The following is a 22,008-nucleotide window of genomic DNA, read 5'->3' as shown; positions in this document are numbered from 1 at the left end:
GCCAAAGAGGTACGTATGACGATGCAGCAAAACACCGGCCGTGGCCGACGCCGGCTGATGAAGGCAGGCGCCGCGCTGGCCCTGTCCGCCGCCTTTGGCGCGTGCATGGCGCAAGCCACCGTGCCGGTCAAACACGCACGCGGGCAGACGAGCGTGCCGGCCAAACCCACCAAAACCATCGTGATGGACATGGCGGTGCTGGACACCCTGCACGCGCTGGACGTGGAAGTGGCCGGCGTGCCCACGGCCGCCAAGCTGCCACCGCAGCTGGCGCAATATGCCGACCCGCGCTACCTGAAGGTCGGTTCGCTGTTTGAGCCCAACTATGAGGTGATCCATGCGGCGCAGCCGCAGCTGATTGTCGTGGCCGGCCGCTCCGCGCCCAAGTACGACGAGCTATCCAAGCTGGCGCCCACCATCGACCTGACCGTCGACCCGCGCGACCTGGTGGGCAGCGTGACTCGCAACACCGAAACGCTGGCCGCCATCTACGGCAAACAGGCGCAAGCGCGCCAGAAGCTGGATGCCTTGCGCGCATCGATTTCCGCGCTGCACGGCCAGGCCGCTTCGGCCGGCACGGCGTTGGTCATCCTGACCACGGGTGGCAAGATGAGCGCCTACGGCCCGGGCTCGCGCTTTGGCGTCATTCATGATGCATTCGGCATCAAGCCGGCGGCAAAGGGACTGAACGTGTCCAACCACGGCCAGGCCATCTCGTTCGAATTCATTGCCGAGACGAACCCCGACTGGCTTTTCGTGATTGACCGCGATGCCGCGATCGGCCGCGAAGGCGTGTCGGCCCAGCGCATGCTGGACAACGACCTGGTGCGCGCCACCGCCGCGTGGAAGAACAAGCGCGTGGTGTATCTGAACGGCTTTAACTGGTACCTGCTGGGCAGCGCCGGGCTGACGGCCATGCAGCAGAACGTGGACGACATCGCGGCCGCGCTGGCGCCGCGAAAGTAAGCAGCATGGGTTGGGCAAAGGAAGGGCGCCGATGACCTGGCGGCGCATGATAAGCGGGTGGGGTGGCCTGACGGTGGCGGTGATGGTGCTGTTGGCGCTGTGCGCGGTTAGTGTCGGCCTGGGGGCGGGCACGCTGTCCGTCTCGGCGCTGTGGGGCAGCGGCGAAGAGGCCGAGCGCGCCTGGCGCCTGCTGATGGTCAGCCGCGTGCCCCGCACGCTGGCCCTGCTGCTGGCCGGCATGGCGCTGGCGGTGGCGGGCCTGATCATGCAGATGCTGGTGCGCAATCGCTTTGTGGAGCCCACCACGGCCGGCACCGTCGAATCGGCCACGCTGGGCATCCTGGTTATTACCTTGCTGGCGCCCGACACGCCGGTAATCGGCAAGATGATGGCGGCCACGGCCTTTGCACTGGCCGGCACCTTGCTGTTTTTGGCCTTGCTGCGCCGCGTGCCGCTGCGCACGCCGTTCATCGTGCCGTTGATCGGCCTGATCCTGGGCGGGGTCATCCACGCAGCCACTACCTTCATTGCCTTTCGCTTTGATCTGCTGCAATCGCTGCACGCCTGGACCACCGGTGATTTCTCGGGCGTGCTGCGCGGCCGCTATGAATTGCTGTGGATCGGCTTTGCGCTGGCCTGCGCCGCCTATGCTGCCGCCGACCGCTATACGGTCGCCGGCATGGGCCGCGAATTTGCGTCCAACCTGGGCTTGAACCACGCGCGCCTGACCTTCGTGGGCCTGCTTATCGTGTCCGCCATTTCGGCCGTGGTGGTCGTCACGGCGGGCGGCATACCTTTCCTGGGCCTGATCGTGCCCAATGCCGTCAGCCTGGTGCTGGGCGACAACATGCGTCGCTCCCTCCCATGGGTAGCCTTGCTGGGCGGCGTCTTCGTGCTGGCCTGCGACATCATCGGGCGGCTGGTGATCCACCCTTACGAAATCCCGATCGGCACCGTGGTCGGCGTCGTCGGCAGCATTCTGTTCCTGTGCCTGCTGCGTTTGAAAAGGACTCGTCTTGGCTGATCCGGCTATCTTGCCCGCCGTGCAGATGCGTGCACGCTCACCGCAGCGCGCGCGGCTGCTATGGCTGTCCGCCGTGGCGCTGGCCTGCGTGGTGGCGTACCTGAGCCTGGGCGCCAATGGCCAGTGGTCGTTCGTGATTCCGTTTCGTGGCGGCAAGCTGGTGGCCATGGTGCTGGTGGCGTATGCCGTGGCCGTGTCGTCCGTGCTGTTCCAGACCATCACGCACAACCGCATCCTGACGCCCGCCATCATGGGCTTCGATGCGCTGTACCTCTTGATTCAGGCGGTGGTCGTGTTCGGCTTCGGCCAGGCCGCCACGGCGGCCCATCATCCCGTGGCGGCCTTCATGCTGGAAGTGTGCGCGATGACGGCGTTTGCCTGCCTGCTGTTCCGATGGCTGTTTTCAGACGCGGTGCGCAGCCTGCACCTGATGATGCTGGTGGGCATTGTGTTCGGCCTGCTGTTTCGCAGCCTGTCCAATTTTGTCGTGCGGCTGATCGATCCCAACGAATTCCTGGTGCTGCAAGACCGCATGTTCGCCAGCTTCAATGCCGTGCGCGTGTCGCTTTTGCCGATTGCCATGGCGGCGGTATGCGCGGCCACGCTGGTGATCTGGCGGCTGCGCCACCGCTACGACGTGCTGGCGCTGGGGCGGGACATTGCCGTGAACCTGGGTGTGGACTACCGCCGCAGCCTGCTGCTGACGCTGGGTGCAATCGCGGTGCTGGTTTCGGTGTCCACCGCGCTGGTGGGGCCGGTCACCTTCTTCGGCCTGCTGGTCAGCAACCTGGCGTACCAGGCGATGGGGTCCGACAAGCACCGCTACACCGTGCCGGCGGCAACCTTGCTGGGCGTCATCTTTCTGGTTGGCGGGCAAACGTTGCTGGAACGCGTGCTGGGCTTGAACACCACCGTCAGCGTGGTGATCGAATTTGTGGGCGGCGTGATGTTCCTCGCCCTGATCCTGCGCAAGGGGCGCCGATGATAGAAATAGACAAGGTCAGCAAGCAATACGGCGACAGCGTGGTGGTGGATGACGTCACGCTGCAACTGCCCGCCAACGGCGTCACCGCCATCATCGGTCCCAACGGCGCGGGCAAGTCCACGCTGCTGTCCATGGTGAGCCGCCTGCTGCCCGCATCCGCCGGGCGCATCCACGTGGACGGCCTGGACGTGATGCGCGCGGACAGCCGCGAGCTGGCGCGCCGCCTGTCCATCCTGCGGCAAGACAACCACCTGCCACTGCGCTTGACCGTCCGCGACCTGGTGGCGTTTGGCCGCTATCCGCATACGGGTGGGCGGCTGACGCTAACCGACAAGACCCACATCGACCGCGCCCTGGCGTATCTGAACCTGGAACCCCTGGCGGACCGCTATCTGGATGAAATGTCAGGCGGGCAGCGCCAGCGGGCGTTTGTGGCGATGGTGCTGTGCCAGGACACGCGCTACGTGCTGTTGGACGAACCGCTGAACAGCCTGGACATGATGCACGCGGTGGCCATGATGGGCACGTTGCGCCGCGCCGCCGACGAGCTGGGCAAGACGGTGGTGCTGGTGCTGCACGACATCAATTTCGCGTCCAGCTATGCAGACCGCATCGTCGCCATGCGGCAGGGGCGGGTGGCGTATCAAGGCACCCCGGCCGAACTGATCCGGCCCGAGGTGCTGAGCCCGCTGTATGAATTGCCGATCGACGTGCACGAGATCGGCGGCAAGCGCATCTGCGTGTATTACCGCTAAGGGGCGTTGCGCGGCTCGCAACGACCCTACGCGGATTCCGCGCTGGCGGTAAGCCCGGCCTGCCGCCTGGCGCGATGGCGGCGTTCCAGCATCACGGCCCACAGCCACAAGGGCATGCTGCCGATAGCCAGCAAACTGCCCACCCAACCCGTCGACGTCCAGCCGTAGCCCGCCGCGATGGCCAGGCCGCCCAGGAAAGGCCCCAGCGCATTGGCGGTATTGAAGGCGGAGTGATTCAGCGCGGCGGCCAGGCCCTGGGCATCGCCCGCCACGTCCATCAGGCGCGTCTGCAACACGGTGCCCAGCGCGCCGCCCACGCCCACCAGGAACACGTTCAGCGTGATCAGCCAGACGTTGTGCGCCATCAACGGAAACAGCGCCAGCACCACGGCCGACCACACCAGCAGCAGCCCGGCCGTGCGCATCACGGCGCGGTCGGCAAACACCGGCACCACCATGTTGCCCACCGTCAGCCCCACGCCGAACGCGCTCAGCACGAAAGGCACGGTGGAGGGCGCTACCTGCGTCACAGCGGTCAGCGTGTCGGCCAGGTAGGTGTAGATGGAGAACAAGCCGCCAAAGCCCACCGCACCGATCGCCAGCGTGATCCAGACCTGACCGCGCCCCAGTGCGCTCAGCTCGCGCAGCGGGCTGGCCTTGTGGTCGGCCGGCGTATCCGGCGCGTAGATGGCCACGCTGATCATCGTCAGCACCGCCAGCAGTGACACCAGCCCGAAGCTCCAGCGCCAGCCGATTACCTGACCCAGCCAGTTGGCCAGCGGCACACCAACGATGGTGGCCACCGTCAGCCCCAGGAACACGCGCCCGACGGCCATGGTGCGGCGGTTTGCCGGCACCAGCGAACTGGCCACCAGCGACGCAATGCCAAAGTACGCGCCATGCGGCAGCCCGCTAAGAAAGCGGAAGAACAGCATCCAGTGATAATCCGGCGCAATCGCGCTCAGGCCGTTGCCAACGGCAAACAAGCCCATCAACGCAATCAGCAGGCGGCGGCGCGGCATCCTGGCGCCCAGCACGGCCAGGATCGGCGCGCCAACCACCACGCCCAGCGCATAAGCGCTGATGACGTGGCCGGCCGTGGGCGCGTCGATGCCTAGGGATTGGGAAAAATAGGGCAGCAGGCTCATCGTGGCGAACTCGGTGGTTCCGATGGCGAAGCTGCCCACAGCAAGGGCAAGCAGCACCAGCGCGGGGCGGTGCTGCAAGGAAGCAGGGTGAGACATGGGGATGGCTAGGGGTGAGTCGAGGAATGTTGCAACGCAACAGCCGTATTGTAAGCACCCCTGGCTGTCATCTACATGTCTACGCGGCCCACCGGGTCGTCTACCGCGCCAGATCCACCGCGTAGCGCGACAACTGCGTCGTGGCGTCCGGGGTGGCATCAAACACGCTGACATTGGTAACGCCGTGCGCCGCCGCCATCGGCAGGGTGCCCGGCACCGACCAGAACACCACCGGGCCGGCCAACGCGCTTAGCGGCTTGAAGCGCCAGCTGCGGTCCAGGCCATAGGTGGCCAGGTCCAGCGTCGGATTTTTCTTGATGAAGCTGATCAGCACGTCGCGGCTGGCGTCCGGCGCTTGCAGCACGATGTCCCCCTTGCCGCCCGCCAGGCCGGGAAAATCACCGCCACCGCTGGCGCGGTAGTTGTTGGTGACCACCAGGAACTGCGCGGCCAGATCCAGCGGCGCACCCTGGTAGCTCAGGTTCGAAATACGCGAACCCTTGGGCCGGCTGACATCGATCTCGTACCTCAGCGCATTGCCCGGCGCATAGAGCACATCGAAATTGAAGGTGGGAAACGTCGTGTCGACCAGGTCTTGCGGTGCGACCTGCGCGGGGTCGATCTGCTTGAACTGTTCGGCCGTCTTTTCCAGCCACTGGCGGACCGTGTCGCCCGTAACGCGCACCACCTGCAAGGTGTTCGGGTACAGGTACAGGTCGGCCGCGTTGTTGATGGCCACGTTGCCTTGCTTCACGAAGGTGAAGTCGCCCGGGCCATTGCGCCCGCCCTTGAACGGCGCGGCGGCCGACAGGATGGGCAGGGCGCCGTAAGCCGGATTGTTCTTGGCGATATAGTCCTTCAGGTAATCGATCTGCGCCATGTTCACGATTTGCAGCGCCGATACGTCGCCCGTCAGCGCGTAGTAGGTTGCCATGTCGAACTGGCTTTGGCCGATCGGCGTCTTCACGTAGTCGATGGTGGCGGCATGCTCGTCTTGCACCAGCTGCTGCACGGCGGTGTCCGGCGCCACGTAGGTGGCCGGCGTCGAGCCGCTTTGCGCCGTCAGGCGCGTGGCAATGCGCTGCACCGTGGTCGCGTCCTGTTGCACGCGCCACCCCTTGTCGTACGCCAACTTCAGCGTGATCTGACCCAGGTTGTTGCCCCACTGGCCCGCCTGCACGGCGGGCACGCCGTTGACCAGGCCGCGCACCGGGTCTACGCCCGGCTGGCCGGCAAACGGCGACGTGGCGCTGGCGTCCGGAAACAGCAGATGCTGGTGGCCGGTGATCAGCGCGTCGATGCCAGGCACCTGGCTCAAATAGCCCGCGCCGTTCTCCATGGCCGGGTCGTACGCCGTCTTCATGTCGATGCCGCCGTGCGCCAGCGCCACGATGATGTCCGCGCCCGCCGCCTTCATCTCGGGCACGTAGCGCTGCGCGGTTTCCTTCCAGCCCGTCACCTGCACATGGCCTTCCAGATTGGCCTTGTCCCATTGCAGGATGGGCGGCGGGGCAAACCCGATTACGCCCACCTTGAACGGCACGTCTATCGTCTTGCCGCCCGCGTCCGTCGCCTTGAAAGTCTTGTCCAGCAACACCCAGGGCTTGAAGATGGGTTGCTTGCTGGCGGCCGACACCACGTTGGCCGATACAAAGGGGAAGGCCGGCGCGGCGCAGTTCCTGGCGCCGGTGGGGTTGGTCTTGGCGGTGCCCTTGCCGATGCCCGCCAAGCCGAAGTCCACGTTCGTGATCTGCGACAGATAAGGCAGGCCGTAGTTGAATTCGTGATTGCCCATCGTGCCCGCGTCGTAGGCCAGCAGGTTCATCTGCTTGTAGATCGCGATCATGTCCGAACACTGCACCGGCGCCACCAGCGCCTGATAGTCGGACAGGGCGGTGCCCTGGATGGTGTCGCCGTTGTCGAACAGCAGCGAGTTTGCGTGCTGCTTGCGGGCGTTGGCGATCAGCGTTGCGCTGCGGTCCACGCCATAGCTCTTGTCTTCGGCCAGCTTGTAGTAGTCGTAGCCCAGCACGTTGGCGTGCAGGTCGGTCGTCGCCAGAATCGCCACTTCCAGCGCGGCGCCTTGCGGCACGCTGGCAACGGGCGGCGTGACTACGCCCGCGTCATCGTCATCATCGTCATCGCCGCCGCAGGCGGTCAGGCCCGCCAAGAGCGCAACGCTGGCGGATACCGCGAATAGTTTTCGTACGTGGGGCTTCACCGTCATTCCTCCGTGTCTTGAAGGAATCCGAGTGTGAGGATGGTGTGTGACCTGGGCGTGACACCAAAAGACGCCGGGTATGCAAATCGGGTAAGCAGCGTCCTACCGCAGCGGTGAGGCTCTTGTCAGGCTGTCGGGTTCCAGCGACGCCAGCGCATCCAGGAAGCGCCACGCGAATGAGCCCGGGCCTTCCGCCAGCGCGCCCGCGCGTGCGCCCGCGATGGCAAAGCAAGACAGGGCGGCAACGGCCGCCACGTACGGGTCTTCTTTGGAAACGGCGGCAAAAGCGCCCACCAGCGCCGTCAACGCGCAGCCGGTGGCGGTGACGCGCGGCATCAGCGGCGAGCCGCCCGTGACGTGCACCGAACGTTGCCCATCGGTGACGTAATCCGTTTCGCCCGTCACGGCCACCACGGCGCCATGGGTGATGGCAATGGCACGTGCCGATTGTTCCGCCTGCGCCACGGCGTCGCGCGCGTCCACGCCCTTGCCGGCGCTTTGGCCACCCGCCAACGCGATGATTTCCGACGCGTTGCCGCGCACGATAGTCGGTTGCAAGCCCAGCAATTGCCGCACAGCGTCGCGCCGGAAAGCGGTGGCGTGGTGCGCCACGGGGTCCAGCACCCACGGCACGCCGGCCTGCCGCGCCGCCGCCGCCGTCAACAGCATGCTTTCCAACCACGGCGCGGACAGCGTGCCGATGTTGATGACCACCGCGCCGGCCATGCGCGCGAATTGCGGCGCCTCGTCGGTGGCGTGCACCATGGCGGGCGACGCGCCCATTGCCAGCAGCACATTGGCCGCGATGTTCATGGAAACGAAATTGGTCAGGCATTGCACCAGCGGCGCATCGTGCCGCAGCGCCGTGTACCGGTCTTGGCAGGCGCGTGCCAAGGCGGCGGTGTCGGGGTCGATGGAAGATTCAGCCATGCCTAAAGGTCCTTGCTACGCGTTCCGATGGATCGGCGTGTGTTCTGGCGTTGCCCGGCACGCTGTCAATCGAGTCTCGTCGCGACCGTTCGCCACCTTACTTCGCGGACGGCCAGCGTCCGCCCAGGGCGCGCGTGGCGTCGGCCGCCGCTTCCTGCACCAGCTTGGCCATTTTCTTGACGGCCGCGGGTGAATAACGTTCTTTAGGTCCAGACAAGGAAATCGCGCCGCAGATGTCGCCGTCGGGGCCGAATACCGGGCTGGCCACCGCCGCGCAGTTCGGGTCGCGTTCGCCCATGGACGTCAGCATCAGGCCGACTTCGGCGGGAGACTTGCCGTCGACCAGATAAGCGGTCAGCAGCCTGCCCGCCGCGCCCTTGTCCAGCGGCAGCAGGTCACCGACACGGATACGATCCAGCGTGGAATGGTGCGAGTCCACGCGTAGCACGCAGGCGCGTGAATTGGCGTCGTGGTAGACGTGGAACGACGCGCTTTCAGTGCCCTTATCGACCAGGGCTTGCAGTAGCGGCAGGATGGTTTCGGTCAGCCGGTAAGTGGCCTCGTACGCGCGCCCCAGATGGTGGGCATAGGGGCCCAGCGAATAGCGGCCGTCGGCGCGGCGCACCACCAGCGCCACTTTTTCAAGCGAGGCAATCAGCCGCAACAGGGTGCTTTTGTAGAACCCCGTGGCTCGGGAAAGGTCGGCAAGCGTGATGGGCTCGGTGCGTTGTGCAACGGCCCCGACGATGGTCAGGGCGCGTTCGACGGCGGCGACGCCGTCAGTGGAGTTGTCCTGAGTAGGGGTGCGACTCATTGGAATGGTAGGGATGATTAGGCATGGGTTCCCGACTCCGGATCGATCACCCGGCTGATGACCGGGAAATAGCGGTTGCCATGGCCCTGGGCCAACGCGGCGCTGAACCAGTGGTCAACGTTGCGGGCGCCCAGCGCTTGTACGCCGGTTTGTTCCGCCAACGCCAGCGCGTAGCGCAGGTCTTTGCGGGCATAGTCCACGGGGAAGGCTTTTTCGGGAAATTCACCGGGCAGAATAGCCTTTAAGCCGTGGTTGCGCAACGCGAAGCTATCCGCCGAACCGCGCGTGAAAGTCTCCAGCAATACCTGCGGGTCCACGCCGGAACGCCGTGCAATTGCGCGCGCTTCCGACAACGCCACCACGGTTTCGAACAACACCATATTGTTCAGGATCTTCACCACCTGGCCGCTGCCGACGGGGCCGCAATAGGTGATTTCGTTGGCGAAGGTGGACACCAGCGGCTTGACCTGCTCAAACGTCGATGTCTCGCCGCCGATCATCACGGACAGCGTGCCGGCCTCGGCGGCGGCGCGGGTGCGGGCAACGGGGGCGTCGATAAACGTCGCGCCCTTGGCGGCAAATTCACTGGCCAAGTCACGCGTCACATCAACGGGCGACGTGCTCAGGTCCACGATCAGCTGGCCGCTGCGCGTATTGGCCAGCAGGCCATCGGCCGCGCGCGCCAGCTGTGCCACGACTTCGCCGGACGGCAACGACAGGAACACGACGTCGCAGTCGCGCATGATCTGCTGGGCCGTCGCGCCCTGGACGCCATGCGGGGCCAGCCGCTGCAAGGGCGCGGCATCGGTGTCGCAGCCCAGCACGGGCACCCCGCCCTTGGTGGCCAGGTTGCGGCAGATGGGTTCGCCCATGACACCCAGGCCGATGAAGCCGGCTCGTTGAAATTCAGACATGTGGATGGTCTCCGAAGTAGGGGCCGTCGTCGCGGCCCTGGAAAGAATGCGTACAGGCGCCTTCGGCTTACATGCCGAAGTAGATGCCTTTGGATTGTTGGTACAGACGCAGCCCGCTGACGCCTTTTTCGCGCCCGATGCCGCTTTGCTTGAAGCCGCCGAACGGCGTGGATATCGACAATTGCTTATACGTGTTGATCCACACGCTGCCGGCTTCCAGGCGCCTGGCCACGCGCCACGCGCGCCGGTAGTCCGCCGTCCATACGCCGGATGCCAGGCCGTAGACGCTGTCGTTGGCCTGGTCGATCAAATCGTCTTCGTCCTCGAAGGTCAGCGCGCACAGGACCGGGCCGAAGATTTCTTCGCGCACCACGTGGGCATCGCGCGCCAGCCCGCCCAGGATGGTCGGTTGATAGAACGCGCCCGCTTGCAGCGCGTCGTTGTCCGGCCGCTGCGCGCCTAGCAGCACCTGCGCGCCGTCGCGCTTGGCGGATTCGACCATGCCTTCGATCTTGTCGCGATGGCCGAACGATGCAATCGGGCCCATCTGCGCGCCCGCCGCATCAGGCAGATCGACGTTAAGCCGCGCGGCGCGCGCCACCAGTTTTTCAATGAACGATTCCGCGATGCCGCGCTGCACGTACAGCCGCGAGCCCGCCACGCAAGACTGCCCGCTGCCTTCAAAAATGCCGCCGATCACGCCGTCTATCGCCGCGTCCTGGTCGGCATCGTCGAAGACGATGTGCGGCGACTTGCCGCCCAGTTCCAGCGCCACGGGCATCAGCTTTTCAGCGGCGGCATGGGCAATGGCCCGACCGCTGGCGGTGCCACCGGTGAACGACACCATGCGCACGCCCGGATGTTCCACCAGGCGACGGCCCACGGTGGCGCCCAAGCCGGTGACCACGTTCAGGATGCCGGGCGGCAAGCCGGCTTCCAGCGCGATGCGGCCCAGCGCCAGGGCAGGCGACGAGGTCACTTCGGAAGGCTTCAGGATCACGGCATTGCCGGCGGCCAGCGCGGGCGCAACCTTCTGCGCTTCCATCGTCAGCGGTGAGTTCCACGGCGTGATCGCCACGACCACGCCATACGGCTCGTAATGCGTCATGGACAGGTAGTTGCCGCGCGCCGGCGTGACCTCCGCGCCCAGTGTTTCGCACACGCCCGCGTAGTAGCGGAAGGTGGCCGCCGCGCTGGCGACCTGCGTTTTGCATTCCGCCCAGACCTTGCCGTTTTCAATCATCTGCAAGCGCGCCAGCAGTTCCGAATGCTGTTCGATGCCATCGGCAATGCGGCGCAGGATCGCGGCGCGCTGGTGCGGCAGCATGTCGCGCCAGGCAGCCTGGCGCACTGCCTTCCAGGCGGTATCCACGGCCTGGTCCACCTGCGCGTCCGACGCGGCGCTGACCAAGTAGTTCTGCGCGCCCGTGGCCGGGTTGGTGGACGCGAATGCCGCGTCTTGCCGGGCGATCCATTCACCGCCGATCAGCATGGATTTAAGGGTTTCCGATGATTCGGACATGACGTGATGTTCCTCTCTTGATGGGATTTTCCGGCGCGTCCGATGGCGGCCGGTGTGCATTTATTCGTTGACAGTCGCTGGCCGAAAAAATATAAAATAGAATACGCGTTCTGTCTACAGGAACGGCAAGAATAAACAAACCGTCATTCAAAGACAAGAGGAGACAACTCGATGCACCGCAATGTCTTGTGCGCGCTGGCATGTGCCACGGCGCTGTTTGCGGGAACGGCGCACGCCGATTCCTATCCGTCAAAACCCGTGTCGATGATCGTGCCGTATCCGGCCGGCGGCGCCACCGATGTGGTGGCGCGCGCGGTTGCGGAAAAGCTGACGCAGTCGTGGGGCCAGTCCGTCATCGTTGAAAACCGCGCGGGCGCCGGCACCACCATCGGCGCCAGTTCAGTGGCGCGTGCGCCGGGCGATGGCTACACGCTGTTCATGACCACGTCCGCCCACACGATCAGCGGCCATCTGTACAGCAAGCTGAACTACGACCCGGTCAAGGACTTTGCCCCTATCACGCTGGTCACCAAGGTGCCCCTGGTGCTGGTGGTCAACCCCGCCGTCCCCGCCAAGACATTGCAGGAATTTTTGGCCTACCTGAAGCAGAACAGCGGGTCGGTCAACTTTGCGTCTCCCGGCAACGGCACCGCGCAACACCTTAGCGGTGAGCTCTTCAAGATCGCTACGCAGTCGGGTATCACGCACGTGCCTTACCGGGGTGACGCGCCGGCCTTCACGGACCTGGCCGGCGGTCAGGTGCAGATGATGCTGGCCACGATTACGTCGGCGCTGCCCTTGATCGAATCCGGCAAGCTGCGCGCACTGGCCGTGGCCAACGGCACGCGCGTGCAGGCGCTGCGCAATGTGCCGACCTTTGCCGAAGCGGGCATGCCCGGCTTCGAGGCCGCGACGTGGTTCGGGCTGCTGGCCCCGGCATCGTTGCCGCCGGCCCAGGCGCAACGCATCTATGAGGACGTGTCCAAGATCGTGGCAACGCCCGCGATGCAGGCGCGTATCGAAAGCCTGGGCGGCGAAGTCGTCAACAGCACCCCGCAGGCCTTCGCCGCCTTCATGTCCAGCGAGCAGGACAAGTGGGGCCGCGCCGTCAAGGCGTCCGTCGCCGTCGCCGCGCAGTAACCACAACGCCAGGCACGGAGCCTGGCCCAGCAACGCGTCCGTAGCCACGCGCCGATGCAGCGCAAGGCACGGATTCGGGCAATAACGGAGGAGACCCATCATGACCTTTTCAAAATGGCTGGCAGCAAGCGCGTTCGTGTTGTCCACGGCGGCGCCCCTTGCGGCAAGCGCCGCCGACTACCCCAATGCGCCGGTGAAGTTCGTGGTGGGCTTCAGCCCCGGCAGCACCATCGACACGGTGGCGCGCATTGTCGGCGAAGCCTTGTCCGCGCGAATGAAGCAGACGTTCGTCGTGGACAACAAGACGGGCGCCAACGGCATGATCGCGGCACGCGCCGTCGCGCAGGCCAAGCCGGACGGCTACACCATCCTGGTCAGCAATTCCAGCTCGATCACCGTCAATCCCTTGCTCTACAAGGATCTGCAATACGACCCCTTGAAGGACTTTGCCCCGGTCACCACGGTGATGTCGGTGCCCTTCATCCTGACCATCAACGCCGAGAACCCCCGCGTCGCGGGCGTGACCGACGTCAAATCGCTGGTGGCGCTGGCCAAGCGCAATCCCAATACGGTCAGCTATGGCTCGGCCGGCAACGGCAACCTGATGCATCTGGCGGGCGCGCAGCTTGCCGCCATGTCCAACGTGCAGATGCTGCACGTGCCGTATCGGGGCGCCGCGCCGATGGAAGCCGGCCTGCTGTCCAAAGAGGTCGACTTCGGCTTTGACACCTTGTCCGGCGTGCCGCTTATCAAGTCGGGCAAGTTGCGCGCGCTGGCGGTCTCGTCCGCCGACCGCTGGCACGACCTGCCGGACGTGCCCGCCGTGTCCGAGCTGGGCTATCCCGGTTTCGACATCTCGTTCTGGGTCGGCATCTTTGCGCCGGCGGGCACGCCGCAGACGGTGGTGGACCGGCTCAACCGGGAAATCGCAGCGGTAACCCAGGACCCCGAGGTGCGCGCACGGCTGGCGGCGCAGGGCAATCCGCTGACGCAATCGCCGCAGGCTTTCCGCCAGAAGATCGCCGAAGAACTCACGCAAAACGAAGCGCTGATCAAGCGCGCCAACATCAAGATCGATTGACCGGGCGGCAACCGCCGCCTCGGCAACGGGCAGGGAGGAGCACACGTGTCCTGGGACAAAGAACTGCAAGAATTGGCGCTGCGCAAAGAACTGGCGCAGCGCATGGGGGGCGAGGCCAAGGTGCGCCGGCATCAAGAAGGCGGCAAGCTGCCGGTGCGCGAACGCATTGCGCGCATGGTCGATGCCGAATCGTTTCGCGAGGTGGGCGCGCTGGCGGGCAGCGGGGAATACGACGCCGAAGGCCGCTTGATCGACCTGACGCCATCGAACCTGCTGATCGGCCGCGCCAAGGTCGAAGGCCGGCCGGTGGTGGTGGCGGCCGACGATTTCACGGTGCGCGGGGGCGCCAACGACGGCGCGGTGGGCGACAAGCTGGTCGAGGCCGAGCGCATGGCGCATGACCTGCGGCTGCCGCTATTGCGGCTGGTGGATGGCACGGGCGGCGGCGGGTCGGTGCGCAATATCGAGATCAAAGGCCACACCTTGCTGCCCAAGCTGCGCATGTGGCCGCTGATGGCGCAGAACCTGGCCACGGTGCCGGTGGTGTCGCTGGCCCTGGGGTCGGTGGCGGGCCTGGGCGCGGCGCGCGTGGCTGCCAGCCATTACGCCATCATGGTGCGCGAGACCTCGCAGCTGTTCATCGCCGGGCCGCCGGTGGTGGCGCGCATCGGCCAGACGCTGGACAAGAACGAACTGGGCGGCAGCGACATCCATACCCGCAACGGCGTGGTGGACGACGAAGCCGATTCGGAAGCCGACGCCTTCGCCATGGCCCGGCGCTTCCTGTCTTACCTGCCGCGTTCGGTGCATGAATTGCCGCCGCGCGCGACTGGCAGCGCTATCGCGTCGGCCGGCCAGGACTGGCTGCGCCAGGCCATCCCCGCCGACCCGCGCGCCGTCTACAAGATGCGACCCATCGTGTCGGCCTTGATGGACGAGGGCTCGTTCATGGAGATCGGCAAGCGCTGGGGCAGGGCGGTCATCACGGGGCTGGCGCGCATCGACGGGTGGCCGGTGGCGGTGTTTGCCAGCGACCCCTATCACTACGGCGGCGGCTGGGACGGCCCGGCCGCCGAGAAGTTCACGCGCTTGCTCGACCTGGCCGAAACGTTTCACTTGCCGGTCGTGAACCTGGTGGATGTGCCCGGTTTCCAGATCGGCCTGAACGCCGAGAAGGCCGGCGCCATGCGCTACGGCGTGCGCGCGCTGACGGCGGTGGCGCAGTCCACCGTGCCCTGGTGCTCGATCATTGTGCGCAAGGCCTTTGGCGTAGCGGGCGGCGGCCACCAGAGCGCGGGCCGCTTCAATTTCCGCTATGCATGGCCGTCGGCCCAATGGGGATCGTTGCCGGTCGAAGGCGGCTTGGAAGTGGCCTACAAGGCCGAGATCGAAGCCGCCGCCGACCCCCAGGCCAAGATGCGCGAAATCGAAGCGCGCGTGCGCGGCCTGACCTCGCCGTTTCGCAGCGCCGAAGCTTTCGTCGTGGAAGACATCATCGATCCGGCCACCACGCGGCAGGTGCTGGAAGAGTTCATGGAAGTGGTCGCGCCCCTGCGCGAACCCGGCCCGCGCGCCTTTGGGTATCGGCCATGACGGCGGGCTTGGGGCGCAACATGAAAAGAGTCATCGTCGCCAATCGGGGCGCTGTCGCCCGGCGGGTCATCCGTGCGCTGCGCGCGCTTGGCCTGGAATCGGTTGCCGTGTATTCCGAGGCGGATCGCGATCTTCCTTATCTGCGTGAAGCAGACGTGGCCGTTCCCATCGGGCCGGCGCCCGCCGCGCAAAGCTATCTGAACCGCGACACGCTGCTGCGCGTGGCGCGCGAGACGGGCGCTGATGCACTGCATCCGGGTTATGGCTTCCTGTCCGAAAACGCGGACTTCGCCCAGGCCGTGGAATCGGCCGGCATGATCTTCGTGGGCCCGTCGCCACGCTGGATACGAATGCTGGGGCACAAGACGCGGGCGCGCGATGCGATGCGGGCGCTGGGCATGCCCATGGCCGCCAGCAGTGCCGTATTGGGCGCCGACCCCGGCGCCGTGCGTCATGCGGCCCAGGACCTGGGCTACCCGGTGCTGATCAAGCCGGCCTCCGGTGGTGGCGGCATCGGCATGATTCCGCTGCACGGCGCGCAGGACGTGGAACCCGAATGGGCGCGGGCGCGGCAGATCGCCGAGCGCAGCTTTGGCGGATCGGACCTGTATCTGGAAAAACTGCTGGTCAACCCGCGCCATGTGGAATTCCAGTTTCTGGCGGACCGCCACGGGCAAGTGCGCTGCCTGTATGAACGCGACTGCTCTACGCAGCGGCGGCACCAGAAGGTATTGGAAGAAGCGCCCGCGCCGGGGCTGGACCGAGACTTGGTGGCCGACATGGCCGCAAAGCTGGAGGGCATGTTGTCGACGTTGGGATACGACGTGATCGGCACCGTCGAGATGCTGTACACGCCCGAGTCCGGCTTTTCGTTCCTGGAAATCAACACCCGCCTGCAAGTCGAACACGCTGTGACGGAAGCGGTTACGGGCATCGACATCGTGGCCGCGCAACTGAGGCTGGCGGCGGGCGAGCGCATGGGCAGCGTATTGGCGCGGGTGCCGCCCTTGCAAGGGCATGCGCTGGAGGCGCGCGTCTACGCGGAAGACCCCGTGCGCTTCCTGCCGTCGCCGGGCGTGCTGCGCGCGTTTGCGCCGCCCGCGCTGCCCGGCGTGCGAGTCGAGACGGGCTACGCAGAGGGTTGCCGCGTGTCCAGCCACTACGACCCGATGCTGGCCAAGGTGATCGCGCATGCCGCCACGCGCGACCAGGCGCTGCTGTTGTTAAAGCAGGCGCTGACGCAGTTTCAGGTGGACGGCGTCAAGACCAACATTCCCTTCATCTTGCGCGTGCTGGACGACCCGGGCTTTGGCGCGGGCCAGGTGTCCACCGGCATGGTGGCCCGCATTCTGGACGCGACGCGCGCGGCGCAGGCGGCGTGAACCCCAAGCAGCAGCCAGGGCATTGACCGCTTTGGCAACGTGGACCGAACTGAAGTATTCAAGGAGACAACAATGTTCAAAGTAGAAACCCCCGTGGTGGGCCGAGTGGTTGCCGTCAGCGTGCGTCCCGGGCAGCGCGTGGACGCCGGCGATAGCGTCATCAAGGTGGAGTCGATGAAGATGGAAATTCCCGTCGAGTCCGAACGCGCGGGCATCGTCGCGCGCGTGCTGGTGGGCGAGGGCGACGAGGTCGGCGAAGGCCAGGTTGTGGTCGAGCTGGAGTAACGCCGCCATGCTGATCCATACGGAACGAACCGAGGCGGGCCGGGTCGCGATGCTGCGCTTGTGCAACCCGCCGGTCAACAGCTTGAGCGCGGCCTTGCGCAGCGAATTGCAGGTCGGCATCAACGACGCGCTTCAGGACGCGGAAGTTCGCGCGCTGGTCTTGATCGGGGACGGCGGCTTCTTTTGTTGCGGGGCCGAGATCCGCGAATTCAATACCCCCATGTCGACGCGCGAACCGACACTGCGGTCCCTGATCGCGTTGATCGAAGGGGCATCCAAACCCGTCGTTGCGGCAATACATGGCGCCGCCTTGGGAGGTGGGCTGGAGTTGGCGTTGGGTTGCCATTACCGGATCGCGCTGGAAGGCGCGTCGCTAGGCCTGCCCGAGGTGAAGCTGGGCGTGTTGCCCGGCGCCGGCGGCACGCAGCGGCTGCCCCGTATCGTGGGCGTCGAGCGCGCACTGACGATGATTGCGCAGGGTGACCCTGTCGACACCCGAACCGCCCTGGACTGGGGCCTGCTTGATGCGGTCGTGGCCGACAATCTACCGGAACGCGCCGCTGCCTATGCGCGGACGGCGGCCGACGCGCCCCTGGCGGGGCGCAACGTGGGCGCGCGGCAGGTGCGTGCGCCGCAAGACCCGGGCGTGTACGAGCATGCCCGCGAACAGGCCGCCCGCCGCTATCGTGGCTGCGTGGCGCCGCTGGCGTGCATCGACTGCGTGAAAGCCGCCGCCCACAGCACGCTGGAAGACGGCCTGGCGCTTGAACGCGAGCACTTCCTGACATTGGTCAACGGCAGCCAGTCCCAGGCGCAGCGTCACCTGTTCTTTGCCGAGCGCGCCGCCGTCAAATTGCCGAAGGAGTGGACGGCCACAGCGGGCATCGCCACCGTGGGCGTGGTCGGCGCGGGCACGATGGGCGGCGGCATCGCGATGAGCCTGGCCAACGCCGGGCTGGAGGTCGTGCTGGTCGAACGCGATGCGCAGGCGCTGGAGCGCGGCTGGTCGGCGATCCGCAAGAACTACGCCGCGACGGCCGCCAAGGGCAAGCTGACGGCGGCGCAGGTGGACGAACGGCAGGCGCGCGTCCACCCGTCGCTGGATATGGACGACCTGCGCGATGTCGATCTGGTGATCGAAGCCGCGTTCGAGGACATGGACGTCAAGCGCCAGATCTTTACCGCGCTGGACGCAGTGTGCCAGCCGCGGGCGATTCTGGCGTCGAACACGTCGCGCCTGGATATCGACGAGATTGCCGGCTTTACGCGCCGGCCCGCGCAGGTGCTGGGCATGCACTTTTTCAGCCCGGCCAACGTCATGCGCTTGCTGGAGGTGGTCAACGGCCGCCAGACGGACGGCAACGTCATCGCCACGGTGTTCCGGCTGGCGCGCCGGATGGACAAGCTGCCGGTGCTGGTGGGCGTATGCGACGGCTTCGTCGGCAACCGCATGGTCAGTCCGTACACGCGCGAGGCGCATTTTCTGCTGGAAGAAGGCGCGTCGCCATCGCAGGTTGACGGCGCCTTGCAGCGTTTTGGGTTGGCCATGGGGCCGCTGCGCATGGCGGACATGGCGGGTCTGGACATCAGCTGGGCGTTTCGCAAGCGCACCGCATCGACCCGGCCGGCGCACCTGCGCTATTCGCGCGTGGCCGACAGCCTGTGCGAACAAGGGCGCTTTGGGCAGAAGACGGGCGCCGGCTTTTATCGCTACGCAGCGGGCAGCCGAGAACCTTTGGATGACCCGCGGGTGCTGGCGTTGATCGAGGCATGCGCCCGGCAAGACGGCATCGTGCGACGCGACATTACGGACGAAGAAATCGTGCAACGCACGATGTACGCGCTGGTCAACGAAGGCGCCCGCATCCTGGAAGAGGGCATCGCCCGCCGCGCTTCCGATATCGACGTTATCTACGTCAACGGCTACGGCTTTCCGGCGCATCGGGGCGGCCCGCTGTTTTATGCCGACCAGCAAGGCTTGCCAAATGTGCTGGCCACCATCCGCCGCTTTCACGATCAACACGGCGAACTTTGGCAGCCCGCCCCGTTATTGGAACGCCTGGTGGCGCAGGGCAAGCGCTTTGCGGGCTTGTAAATCGTTGGCCCGCCGCATCGTGATATCGCGCGCGGCGACACAGAACAAATAGAAGGAGACAGCAATGGATACGGAACAAGCCGAAGCCCAGTCGCGGGGGCCGCAGGAACAGTACTTTGCCGCGTTGGCCCAGGGCCGCTTTCAAATTCAGCGCTGCGCGGCATGCAAGCGGCATCAGTTCTTTCCCCGCACCCTATGCGTGCACTGCGGCGCGACCGACCTGGCGTGGACGGACCCCGCCGGCACCGGCACGGTCTATTCGTTCAGCATCGTGCGGCGCAAGCCGGAAGCGGGCGGCGACTACAACGTGGCGCTGATCGATCTGGACGAGGGCGTGCGCATGATGAGCCGGGTGGACGGCGTGCCGTTGGAACGGCTGCGGATCGGCATGCCGGTCAAGGCGCGGGTGTTGCTGGAAGCGGCCCAGCCGCGGGTGGTGTTCGAGCCCGTGGAGGCCGCATGATGACGCTGGAATCACTGCGGGGCCGCGTCGCCATTGCCGGGGTCGGGCACGCGGGCCTGGGCGAAGCACACGGCTACACCGAAATGGAAGTGCTGGCCCAAGCCGCGTCGCGCGCCGTGGCCGATGCGGGCCTGACGATGCAAGACATCGACGGGCTGGCCACATGCAGTTCGTCGGCCACGATGTGGAGCATGCCCGTTGCCGAATACCTGGGCCTGCGTCCGCGCTATATCGAAGCCACGATGCTGGGCGGCTCCAGTTTCGTCTCGCACCTGCTGCCCTCGGTGATGGCATTGGCGTCGGGGCAGTGCAATGCGGTGCTGGTCTGCTATGGCAGCACGCAAAAGACCGCCACGTTCGGCCGCAAGGAAGGCGTCAAGGCGCGCACGTTGCTGGACCCCCAACCCTTCGAACATCCGTATTCGCCGCTACAGCCCGTGACGTCCTACGCATTGGCCGCCGCCCGCCACATGCATCAATACGGCACAACCCGCGAACAGCTGGCCGAAGTGGCCGTCGCGGCGCGCGCTTGGGCGGCGCTGAACCCCGAGGCCGCGATGCGCGACCCCTTATCGATCGACGACGTGCTGCGTTTGCGCCCCGTCTCGGATCCATTGACGGTGCGCGACTGCTGCCTGGTCAGCGATGGCGGCGGCGCCTACGTGATGGTGCGCGCCGACCGCGCCCGCCAGCTGCGGCAGCCGCCCGTGTACGTGTTGGGCAGCGCCACGGCGGTGTGGAACCGGCAGATTTCCTCCATGGAAGACCTGACCGTGACGGCAGCGGCGGAATCCGGCAAGCGCGCGCTGGCCATGGCCGGCTTGAACGTGGCGGACGTGGACGTGGCCGAGCTTTATGACGCCTTCTCGATCAACACGCTGCTGTTCCTGGAAGACCTGGGCTTTTGCAACAAGGGCGAAGGCGGCGCCTTTGTTCAGGGCGGCGGCATTGCGCCCGGTGGGCGTCTGCCGGTGAACACGAACGGCGGCGGCTTGTCGTGCGTGCATCCCGGCATGTACGGCATTTTCCTGGTGATAGAAGCCGTGCGTCAGCTGCGGGCGCAGGCGGGCGAACGACAGGTGGCGGGCGCGGATATCGCGCTGGTGCACGGTAACGGCGGCACCTTGTCCAGCCAGTCCACCGCCATCCTGGGCGGTCCGTCCACGCGCTGACGCCGGCCTTGCGCCATCCTTAGAAAAGGGATTTTCATGCTGGACAAAACAGTGGATACGCTGGCCGCCGCGGTGGCCGGCGTACAAGACGGCGCGGTGATTCTCATCGGCGGCTTTGGCGCCTCGGGCGTACCGACCGAACTGGTCTGCGCGTTGCTTGGGCAAGGCGCGCGCGATCTGACCATCGTCAATAACAACGCCGGCAATGGTGAACATGGCCTTAGCCAATTGGTGCGAGCCGGGCGCGTGCGCAAGATGATCTGCTCTTTCGCGCGTTCGTCGGATCGCAAGAAGCCGAACGCCGCCGCCTTCGCCGAGGCCTACCACGCAGGCAAAATCGAGCTTGAATGCGTGCCACAGGGCACGATGGCCGAACGCATGCGCGCGGCGGGGGCGGGGCTGGGCCCGTTCTTCACGCCCACGGCCTACGGCACGCCGCTGGCCCATGGCAAGGAGACGCGCGTGATAGACGGCGTTGGGTACGTGCTGGAAGCCCCGTTGAAGGGCGACTTTGCTTTCGTCAAGGCGCGCACGGCGGACCGCTGGGGCAATCTGGTGTACCGCTATGCCGGGCGCAACTTCGCGCCGGTGATGTGCATGGCGGCCACCACCACGGTGGCGCAGGTGGACAGCATCGTGGACCTGGGCGCCATCCCGCCCGAACACGTCATGACGCCGGGAATTTTCGTTAAACGAGTGGTGCAGGTGGAGCGCGATCATGGAATATGAAAAGCTGAATCGACGCCAGATTGCGCGCCTGGTGGCGCAGGACATTCCGGATGGCGCCTATGTGAACCTGGGCATCGGCATTCCGACGCTGGTGTCGGCCTTTTTGCCGGCCGACCGCGACGTGATCCTGCACACCGAAAACGGCATCGTCGGCATGGGGCCCGGCGACCCCGACGCGCCGCTGGACCTGGACCTGATCAACGCCAGCAAAGAAGCGGTGACCTTATTGCCGGGTGCATCCATCACCGACCACGTGGTGTCGTTCGCCATGATGCGCGGCGGCCATCTGGACCTGACGGTGCTGGGCGCATTCCAGGTGTCCGCGCGCGGCGACCTGGCCAATTGGGACACCGGTGCGCCGGGCACGATTCCGGCCGTGGGCGGCGCGATGGACCTGGTGGCCGGCGCGCGCCAGGTCTACATCACGATGGACCACGTTACCAAGGACGGCCAGCCCAAGATCGTGCGCGAATGCAGCTATCCGCTGACTGGCGCGGGCGTGGTCGACCGCATCTATACCGACCTGGCCATCATCGATGTGCTGCCGGATGGCATGCGAGTGAACGCGATGGTGGCCGGGCTGCGCTTTGACGCCTTGCAGGAGCTGACGGATTGCCCGCTGACGCTGGCGGACGATTGGCGGGCGCTGTCGCCTGAATAACCTTCGGCTCGTACTTCCCCGTGTTGACACGG

The 22,008-nt window shown here is 66.1% G+C and carries 20 protein-coding genes; 14 read left to right on the top strand and 6 right to left on the bottom strand.

The genetic code is table 11. The annotated features are described in order from the left end of the window. The first annotated feature begins 15 nt into the window (after positions 1–15). Genes V6F88_RS07035 through V6F88_RS07020 form a run of 4 tightly spaced genes read left to right on the top strand, consistent with a single transcriptional unit; the run spans position 16 to position 3,730 of the window. Positions 16–966, top strand: a complete 951-nt coding sequence (locus V6F88_RS07035) for a siderophore ABC transporter substrate-binding protein (protein ID WP_332608608.1) — start codon at positions 16–18, stop codon at positions 964–966. 31 nt (positions 967–997) lie between these two features. After that, positions 998–1,990, top strand: a complete 993-nt coding sequence (locus tag V6F88_RS07030) for an ABC transporter permease (protein WP_332608607.1) — start codon at positions 998–1,000, stop codon at positions 1,988–1,990. Positions 1,991–2,015: 25 nt separating this feature from the next. Then, positions 2,016–2,975 carry an iron chelate uptake ABC transporter family permease subunit gene (locus V6F88_RS07025; protein WP_332608960.1) on the top strand — a complete coding sequence of 320 codons (960 nt, stop codon included), beginning with the start codon at positions 2,016–2,018 and terminating at the stop codon, positions 2,973–2,975. Beyond that, positions 2,972–3,730, top strand: a complete 759-nt coding sequence (locus V6F88_RS07020; RefSeq protein ID WP_332608606.1) for an iron ABC transporter ATP-binding protein — start codon at positions 2,972–2,974, stop codon at positions 3,728–3,730. Before V6F88_RS07025 ends, V6F88_RS07020 begins: the two co-directional genes overlap by 4 nt. 26 nt (positions 3,731–3,756) lie before the next feature. Here V6F88_RS07020 and V6F88_RS07015 read toward each other — a convergent pair whose 3' ends face one another. The 6 genes from V6F88_RS07015 to V6F88_RS06990 form a co-directional block, all read right to left on the bottom strand. Beyond that, positions 3,757–4,974 (bottom strand): MFS transporter, encoded by a 1,218-nt coding sequence (locus V6F88_RS07015; protein ID WP_332608605.1) that lies wholly within the window; start codon positions 4,972–4,974, stop codon positions 3,757–3,759. Positions 4,975–5,074: 100 nt separating this feature from the next. Then, positions 5,075–7,201, bottom strand: a complete 2,127-nt coding sequence (locus tag V6F88_RS07010; RefSeq protein WP_332608604.1) for a 5'-nucleotidase C-terminal domain-containing protein — start codon at positions 7,199–7,201, stop codon at positions 5,075–5,077. 96 nt (positions 7,202–7,297) lie between these two features. Continuing rightward, a complete protein-coding gene (gene thiM, locus V6F88_RS07005; RefSeq protein ID WP_332608603.1) occupies positions 7,298–8,125 on the bottom strand; it encodes a hydroxyethylthiazole kinase in 828 nt (275 codons plus the stop codon). A gap of 97 nt (positions 8,126–8,222) precedes the next feature. Continuing rightward, the gene (locus V6F88_RS07000; protein ID WP_046805764.1) at positions 8,223–8,939 is read right to left on the bottom strand and encodes an IclR family transcriptional regulator; all 717 of its coding nucleotides are present in this window, start codon (positions 8,937–8,939) and stop codon (positions 8,223–8,225) included. Between the two features lie 17 nt (positions 8,940–8,956). Beyond that, positions 8,957–9,853 (bottom strand): NAD(P)-dependent oxidoreductase, encoded by an 897-nt coding sequence (locus V6F88_RS06995; protein WP_332608602.1) that lies wholly within the window; start codon positions 9,851–9,853, stop codon positions 8,957–8,959. A 67-nt stretch (positions 9,854–9,920) separates the two neighbouring features. Next, the gene (locus V6F88_RS06990; protein ID WP_442880194.1) at positions 9,921–11,375 is read right to left on the bottom strand and encodes an aldehyde dehydrogenase; all 1,455 of its coding nucleotides are present in this window, start codon (positions 11,373–11,375) and stop codon (positions 9,921–9,923) included. Positions 11,376–11,546: 171 nt separating this feature from the next. Between V6F88_RS06990 and V6F88_RS06985 the strand changes: the two genes are divergently transcribed. From V6F88_RS06985 to V6F88_RS06940, 10 genes are all read left to right on the top strand, one after another. Next, positions 11,547–12,515 (top strand): tripartite tricarboxylate transporter substrate binding protein, encoded by a 969-nt coding sequence (locus V6F88_RS06985; protein WP_332608601.1) that lies wholly within the window; start codon positions 11,547–11,549, stop codon positions 12,513–12,515. Between the two features lie 100 nt (positions 12,516–12,615). Then, positions 12,616–13,596, top strand: a complete 981-nt coding sequence (locus V6F88_RS06980) for a Bug family tripartite tricarboxylate transporter substrate binding protein (RefSeq protein WP_332608600.1) — start codon at positions 12,616–12,618, stop codon at positions 13,594–13,596. A gap of 45 nt (positions 13,597–13,641) precedes the next feature. After that, positions 13,642–15,189 (top strand): acyl-CoA carboxylase subunit beta, encoded by a 1,548-nt coding sequence (locus V6F88_RS06975; protein WP_332608599.1) that lies wholly within the window; start codon positions 13,642–13,644, stop codon positions 15,187–15,189. A gap of 20 nt (positions 15,190–15,209) precedes the next feature. Next, a complete protein-coding gene (locus V6F88_RS06970) occupies positions 15,210–16,571 on the top strand; it encodes an acetyl-CoA carboxylase biotin carboxylase subunit (RefSeq protein WP_332608598.1) in 1,362 nt (453 codons plus the stop codon). Between the two features lie 72 nt (positions 16,572–16,643). Next, positions 16,644–16,856: an acetyl-CoA carboxylase biotin carboxyl carrier protein subunit gene (locus tag V6F88_RS06965; RefSeq protein ID WP_332608597.1), complete on the top strand. Its 213-nt coding sequence runs from the start codon at positions 16,644–16,646 to the stop codon at positions 16,854–16,856. A 7-nt stretch (positions 16,857–16,863) separates the two neighbouring features. After that, positions 16,864–18,951 carry a 3-hydroxyacyl-CoA dehydrogenase NAD-binding domain-containing protein gene (locus V6F88_RS06960; protein WP_332608596.1) on the top strand — a complete coding sequence of 696 codons (2,088 nt, stop codon included), beginning with the start codon at positions 16,864–16,866 and terminating at the stop codon, positions 18,949–18,951. Between the two features lie 64 nt (positions 18,952–19,015). Continuing rightward, on the top strand, positions 19,016–19,414 hold the full coding sequence (locus V6F88_RS06955) for a Zn-ribbon domain-containing OB-fold protein (RefSeq protein WP_332608595.1): 399 nt from the start codon (positions 19,016–19,018) through the stop codon (positions 19,412–19,414). Then, positions 19,414–20,586 (top strand): thiolase, encoded by a 1,173-nt coding sequence (locus V6F88_RS06950; RefSeq protein ID WP_332608958.1) that lies wholly within the window; start codon positions 19,414–19,416, stop codon positions 20,584–20,586. Before V6F88_RS06955 ends, V6F88_RS06950 begins: the two co-directional genes overlap by 1 nt. 36 nt (positions 20,587–20,622) lie before the next feature. Further along, positions 20,623–21,315, top strand: a complete 693-nt coding sequence (locus tag V6F88_RS06945; RefSeq protein WP_332608594.1) for a 3-oxoacid CoA-transferase subunit A — start codon at positions 20,623–20,625, stop codon at positions 21,313–21,315. Further along, complete coding sequence (locus tag V6F88_RS06940; RefSeq protein ID WP_332608593.1) at positions 21,305–21,976, top strand: 3-oxoacid CoA-transferase subunit B; 672 nt, start codon at positions 21,305–21,307, stop codon at positions 21,974–21,976. The genes V6F88_RS06945 and V6F88_RS06940 overlap by 11 nt, the downstream gene beginning before the upstream one ends. The last annotated feature ends 32 nt before the right edge of the window (positions 21,977–22,008 follow it).

It is taken from the genome of Achromobacter sp. ESBL13 (genome assembly GCF_036668755.1).
Taxonomy (GTDB): domain Bacteria; phylum Pseudomonadota; class Gammaproteobacteria; order Burkholderiales; family Burkholderiaceae_B; genus Achromobacter.
The sequence above is the reverse complement of the archived record's forward strand: the minus strand, read 5'-3'. Positions and strand labels throughout refer to the sequence as shown.

What these genes read in the sequence shown, in the direction of transcription:
- V6F88_RS06990 (WP_442880194.1), bottom strand. Translation starts at nt 11,375, where the DNA reads ATGTCCGAATCATCGGAAACCCTTAAATCCATGCTGATCGGCGGTGAA.
- V6F88_RS07030 (WP_332608607.1), top strand. Translation starts at nt 998, where the DNA reads ATGACCTGGCGGCGCATGATAAGCGGGTGGGGTGGCCTGACGGTGGCG.
- V6F88_RS07035 (WP_332608608.1), top strand. Translation starts at nt 16, where the DNA reads ATGACGATGCAGCAAAACACCGGCCGTGGCCGACGCCGGCTGATGAAG.
- V6F88_RS07025 (WP_332608960.1), top strand. Translation starts at nt 2,016, where the DNA reads ATGCGTGCACGCTCACCGCAGCGCGCGCGGCTGCTATGGCTGTCCGCC.
- V6F88_RS06965 (WP_332608597.1), top strand. Translation starts at nt 16,644, where the DNA reads ATGTTCAAAGTAGAAACCCCCGTGGTGGGCCGAGTGGTTGCCGTCAGC.
- V6F88_RS06945 (WP_332608594.1), top strand. Translation starts at nt 20,623, where the DNA reads ATGCTGGACAAAACAGTGGATACGCTGGCCGCCGCGGTGGCCGGCGTA.
- V6F88_RS06955 (WP_332608595.1), top strand. Translation starts at nt 19,016, where the DNA reads ATGGATACGGAACAAGCCGAAGCCCAGTCGCGGGGGCCGCAGGAACAG.
- V6F88_RS06960 (WP_332608596.1), top strand. Translation starts at nt 16,864, where the DNA reads ATGCTGATCCATACGGAACGAACCGAGGCGGGCCGGGTCGCGATGCTG.
- V6F88_RS06985 (WP_332608601.1), top strand. Translation starts at nt 11,547, where the DNA reads ATGCACCGCAATGTCTTGTGCGCGCTGGCATGTGCCACGGCGCTGTTT.
- V6F88_RS07010 (WP_332608604.1), bottom strand. Translation starts at nt 7,201, where the DNA reads ATGACGGTGAAGCCCCACGTACGAAAACTATTCGCGGTATCCGCCAGC.
- V6F88_RS06970 (WP_332608598.1), top strand. Translation starts at nt 15,210, where the DNA reads ATGAAAAGAGTCATCGTCGCCAATCGGGGCGCTGTCGCCCGGCGGGTC.
- V6F88_RS07015 (WP_332608605.1), bottom strand. Translation starts at nt 4,974, where the DNA reads ATGTCTCACCCTGCTTCCTTGCAGCACCGCCCCGCGCTGGTGCTGCTT.
- V6F88_RS06980 (WP_332608600.1), top strand. Translation starts at nt 12,616, where the DNA reads ATGACCTTTTCAAAATGGCTGGCAGCAAGCGCGTTCGTGTTGTCCACG.
- V6F88_RS06950 (WP_332608958.1), top strand. Translation starts at nt 19,414, where the DNA reads ATGACGCTGGAATCACTGCGGGGCCGCGTCGCCATTGCCGGGGTCGGG.
- V6F88_RS07020 (WP_332608606.1), top strand. Translation starts at nt 2,972, where the DNA reads ATGATAGAAATAGACAAGGTCAGCAAGCAATACGGCGACAGCGTGGTG.
- V6F88_RS07000 (WP_046805764.1), bottom strand. Translation starts at nt 8,939, where the DNA reads ATGAGTCGCACCCCTACTCAGGACAACTCCACTGACGGCGTCGCCGCC.
- V6F88_RS06995 (WP_332608602.1), bottom strand. Translation starts at nt 9,853, where the DNA reads ATGTCTGAATTTCAACGAGCCGGCTTCATCGGCCTGGGTGTCATGGGC.
- V6F88_RS06940 (WP_332608593.1), top strand. Translation starts at nt 21,305, where the DNA reads ATGGAATATGAAAAGCTGAATCGACGCCAGATTGCGCGCCTGGTGGCG.
- thiM (WP_332608603.1), bottom strand. Translation starts at nt 8,125, where the DNA reads ATGGCTGAATCTTCCATCGACCCCGACACCGCCGCCTTGGCACGCGCC.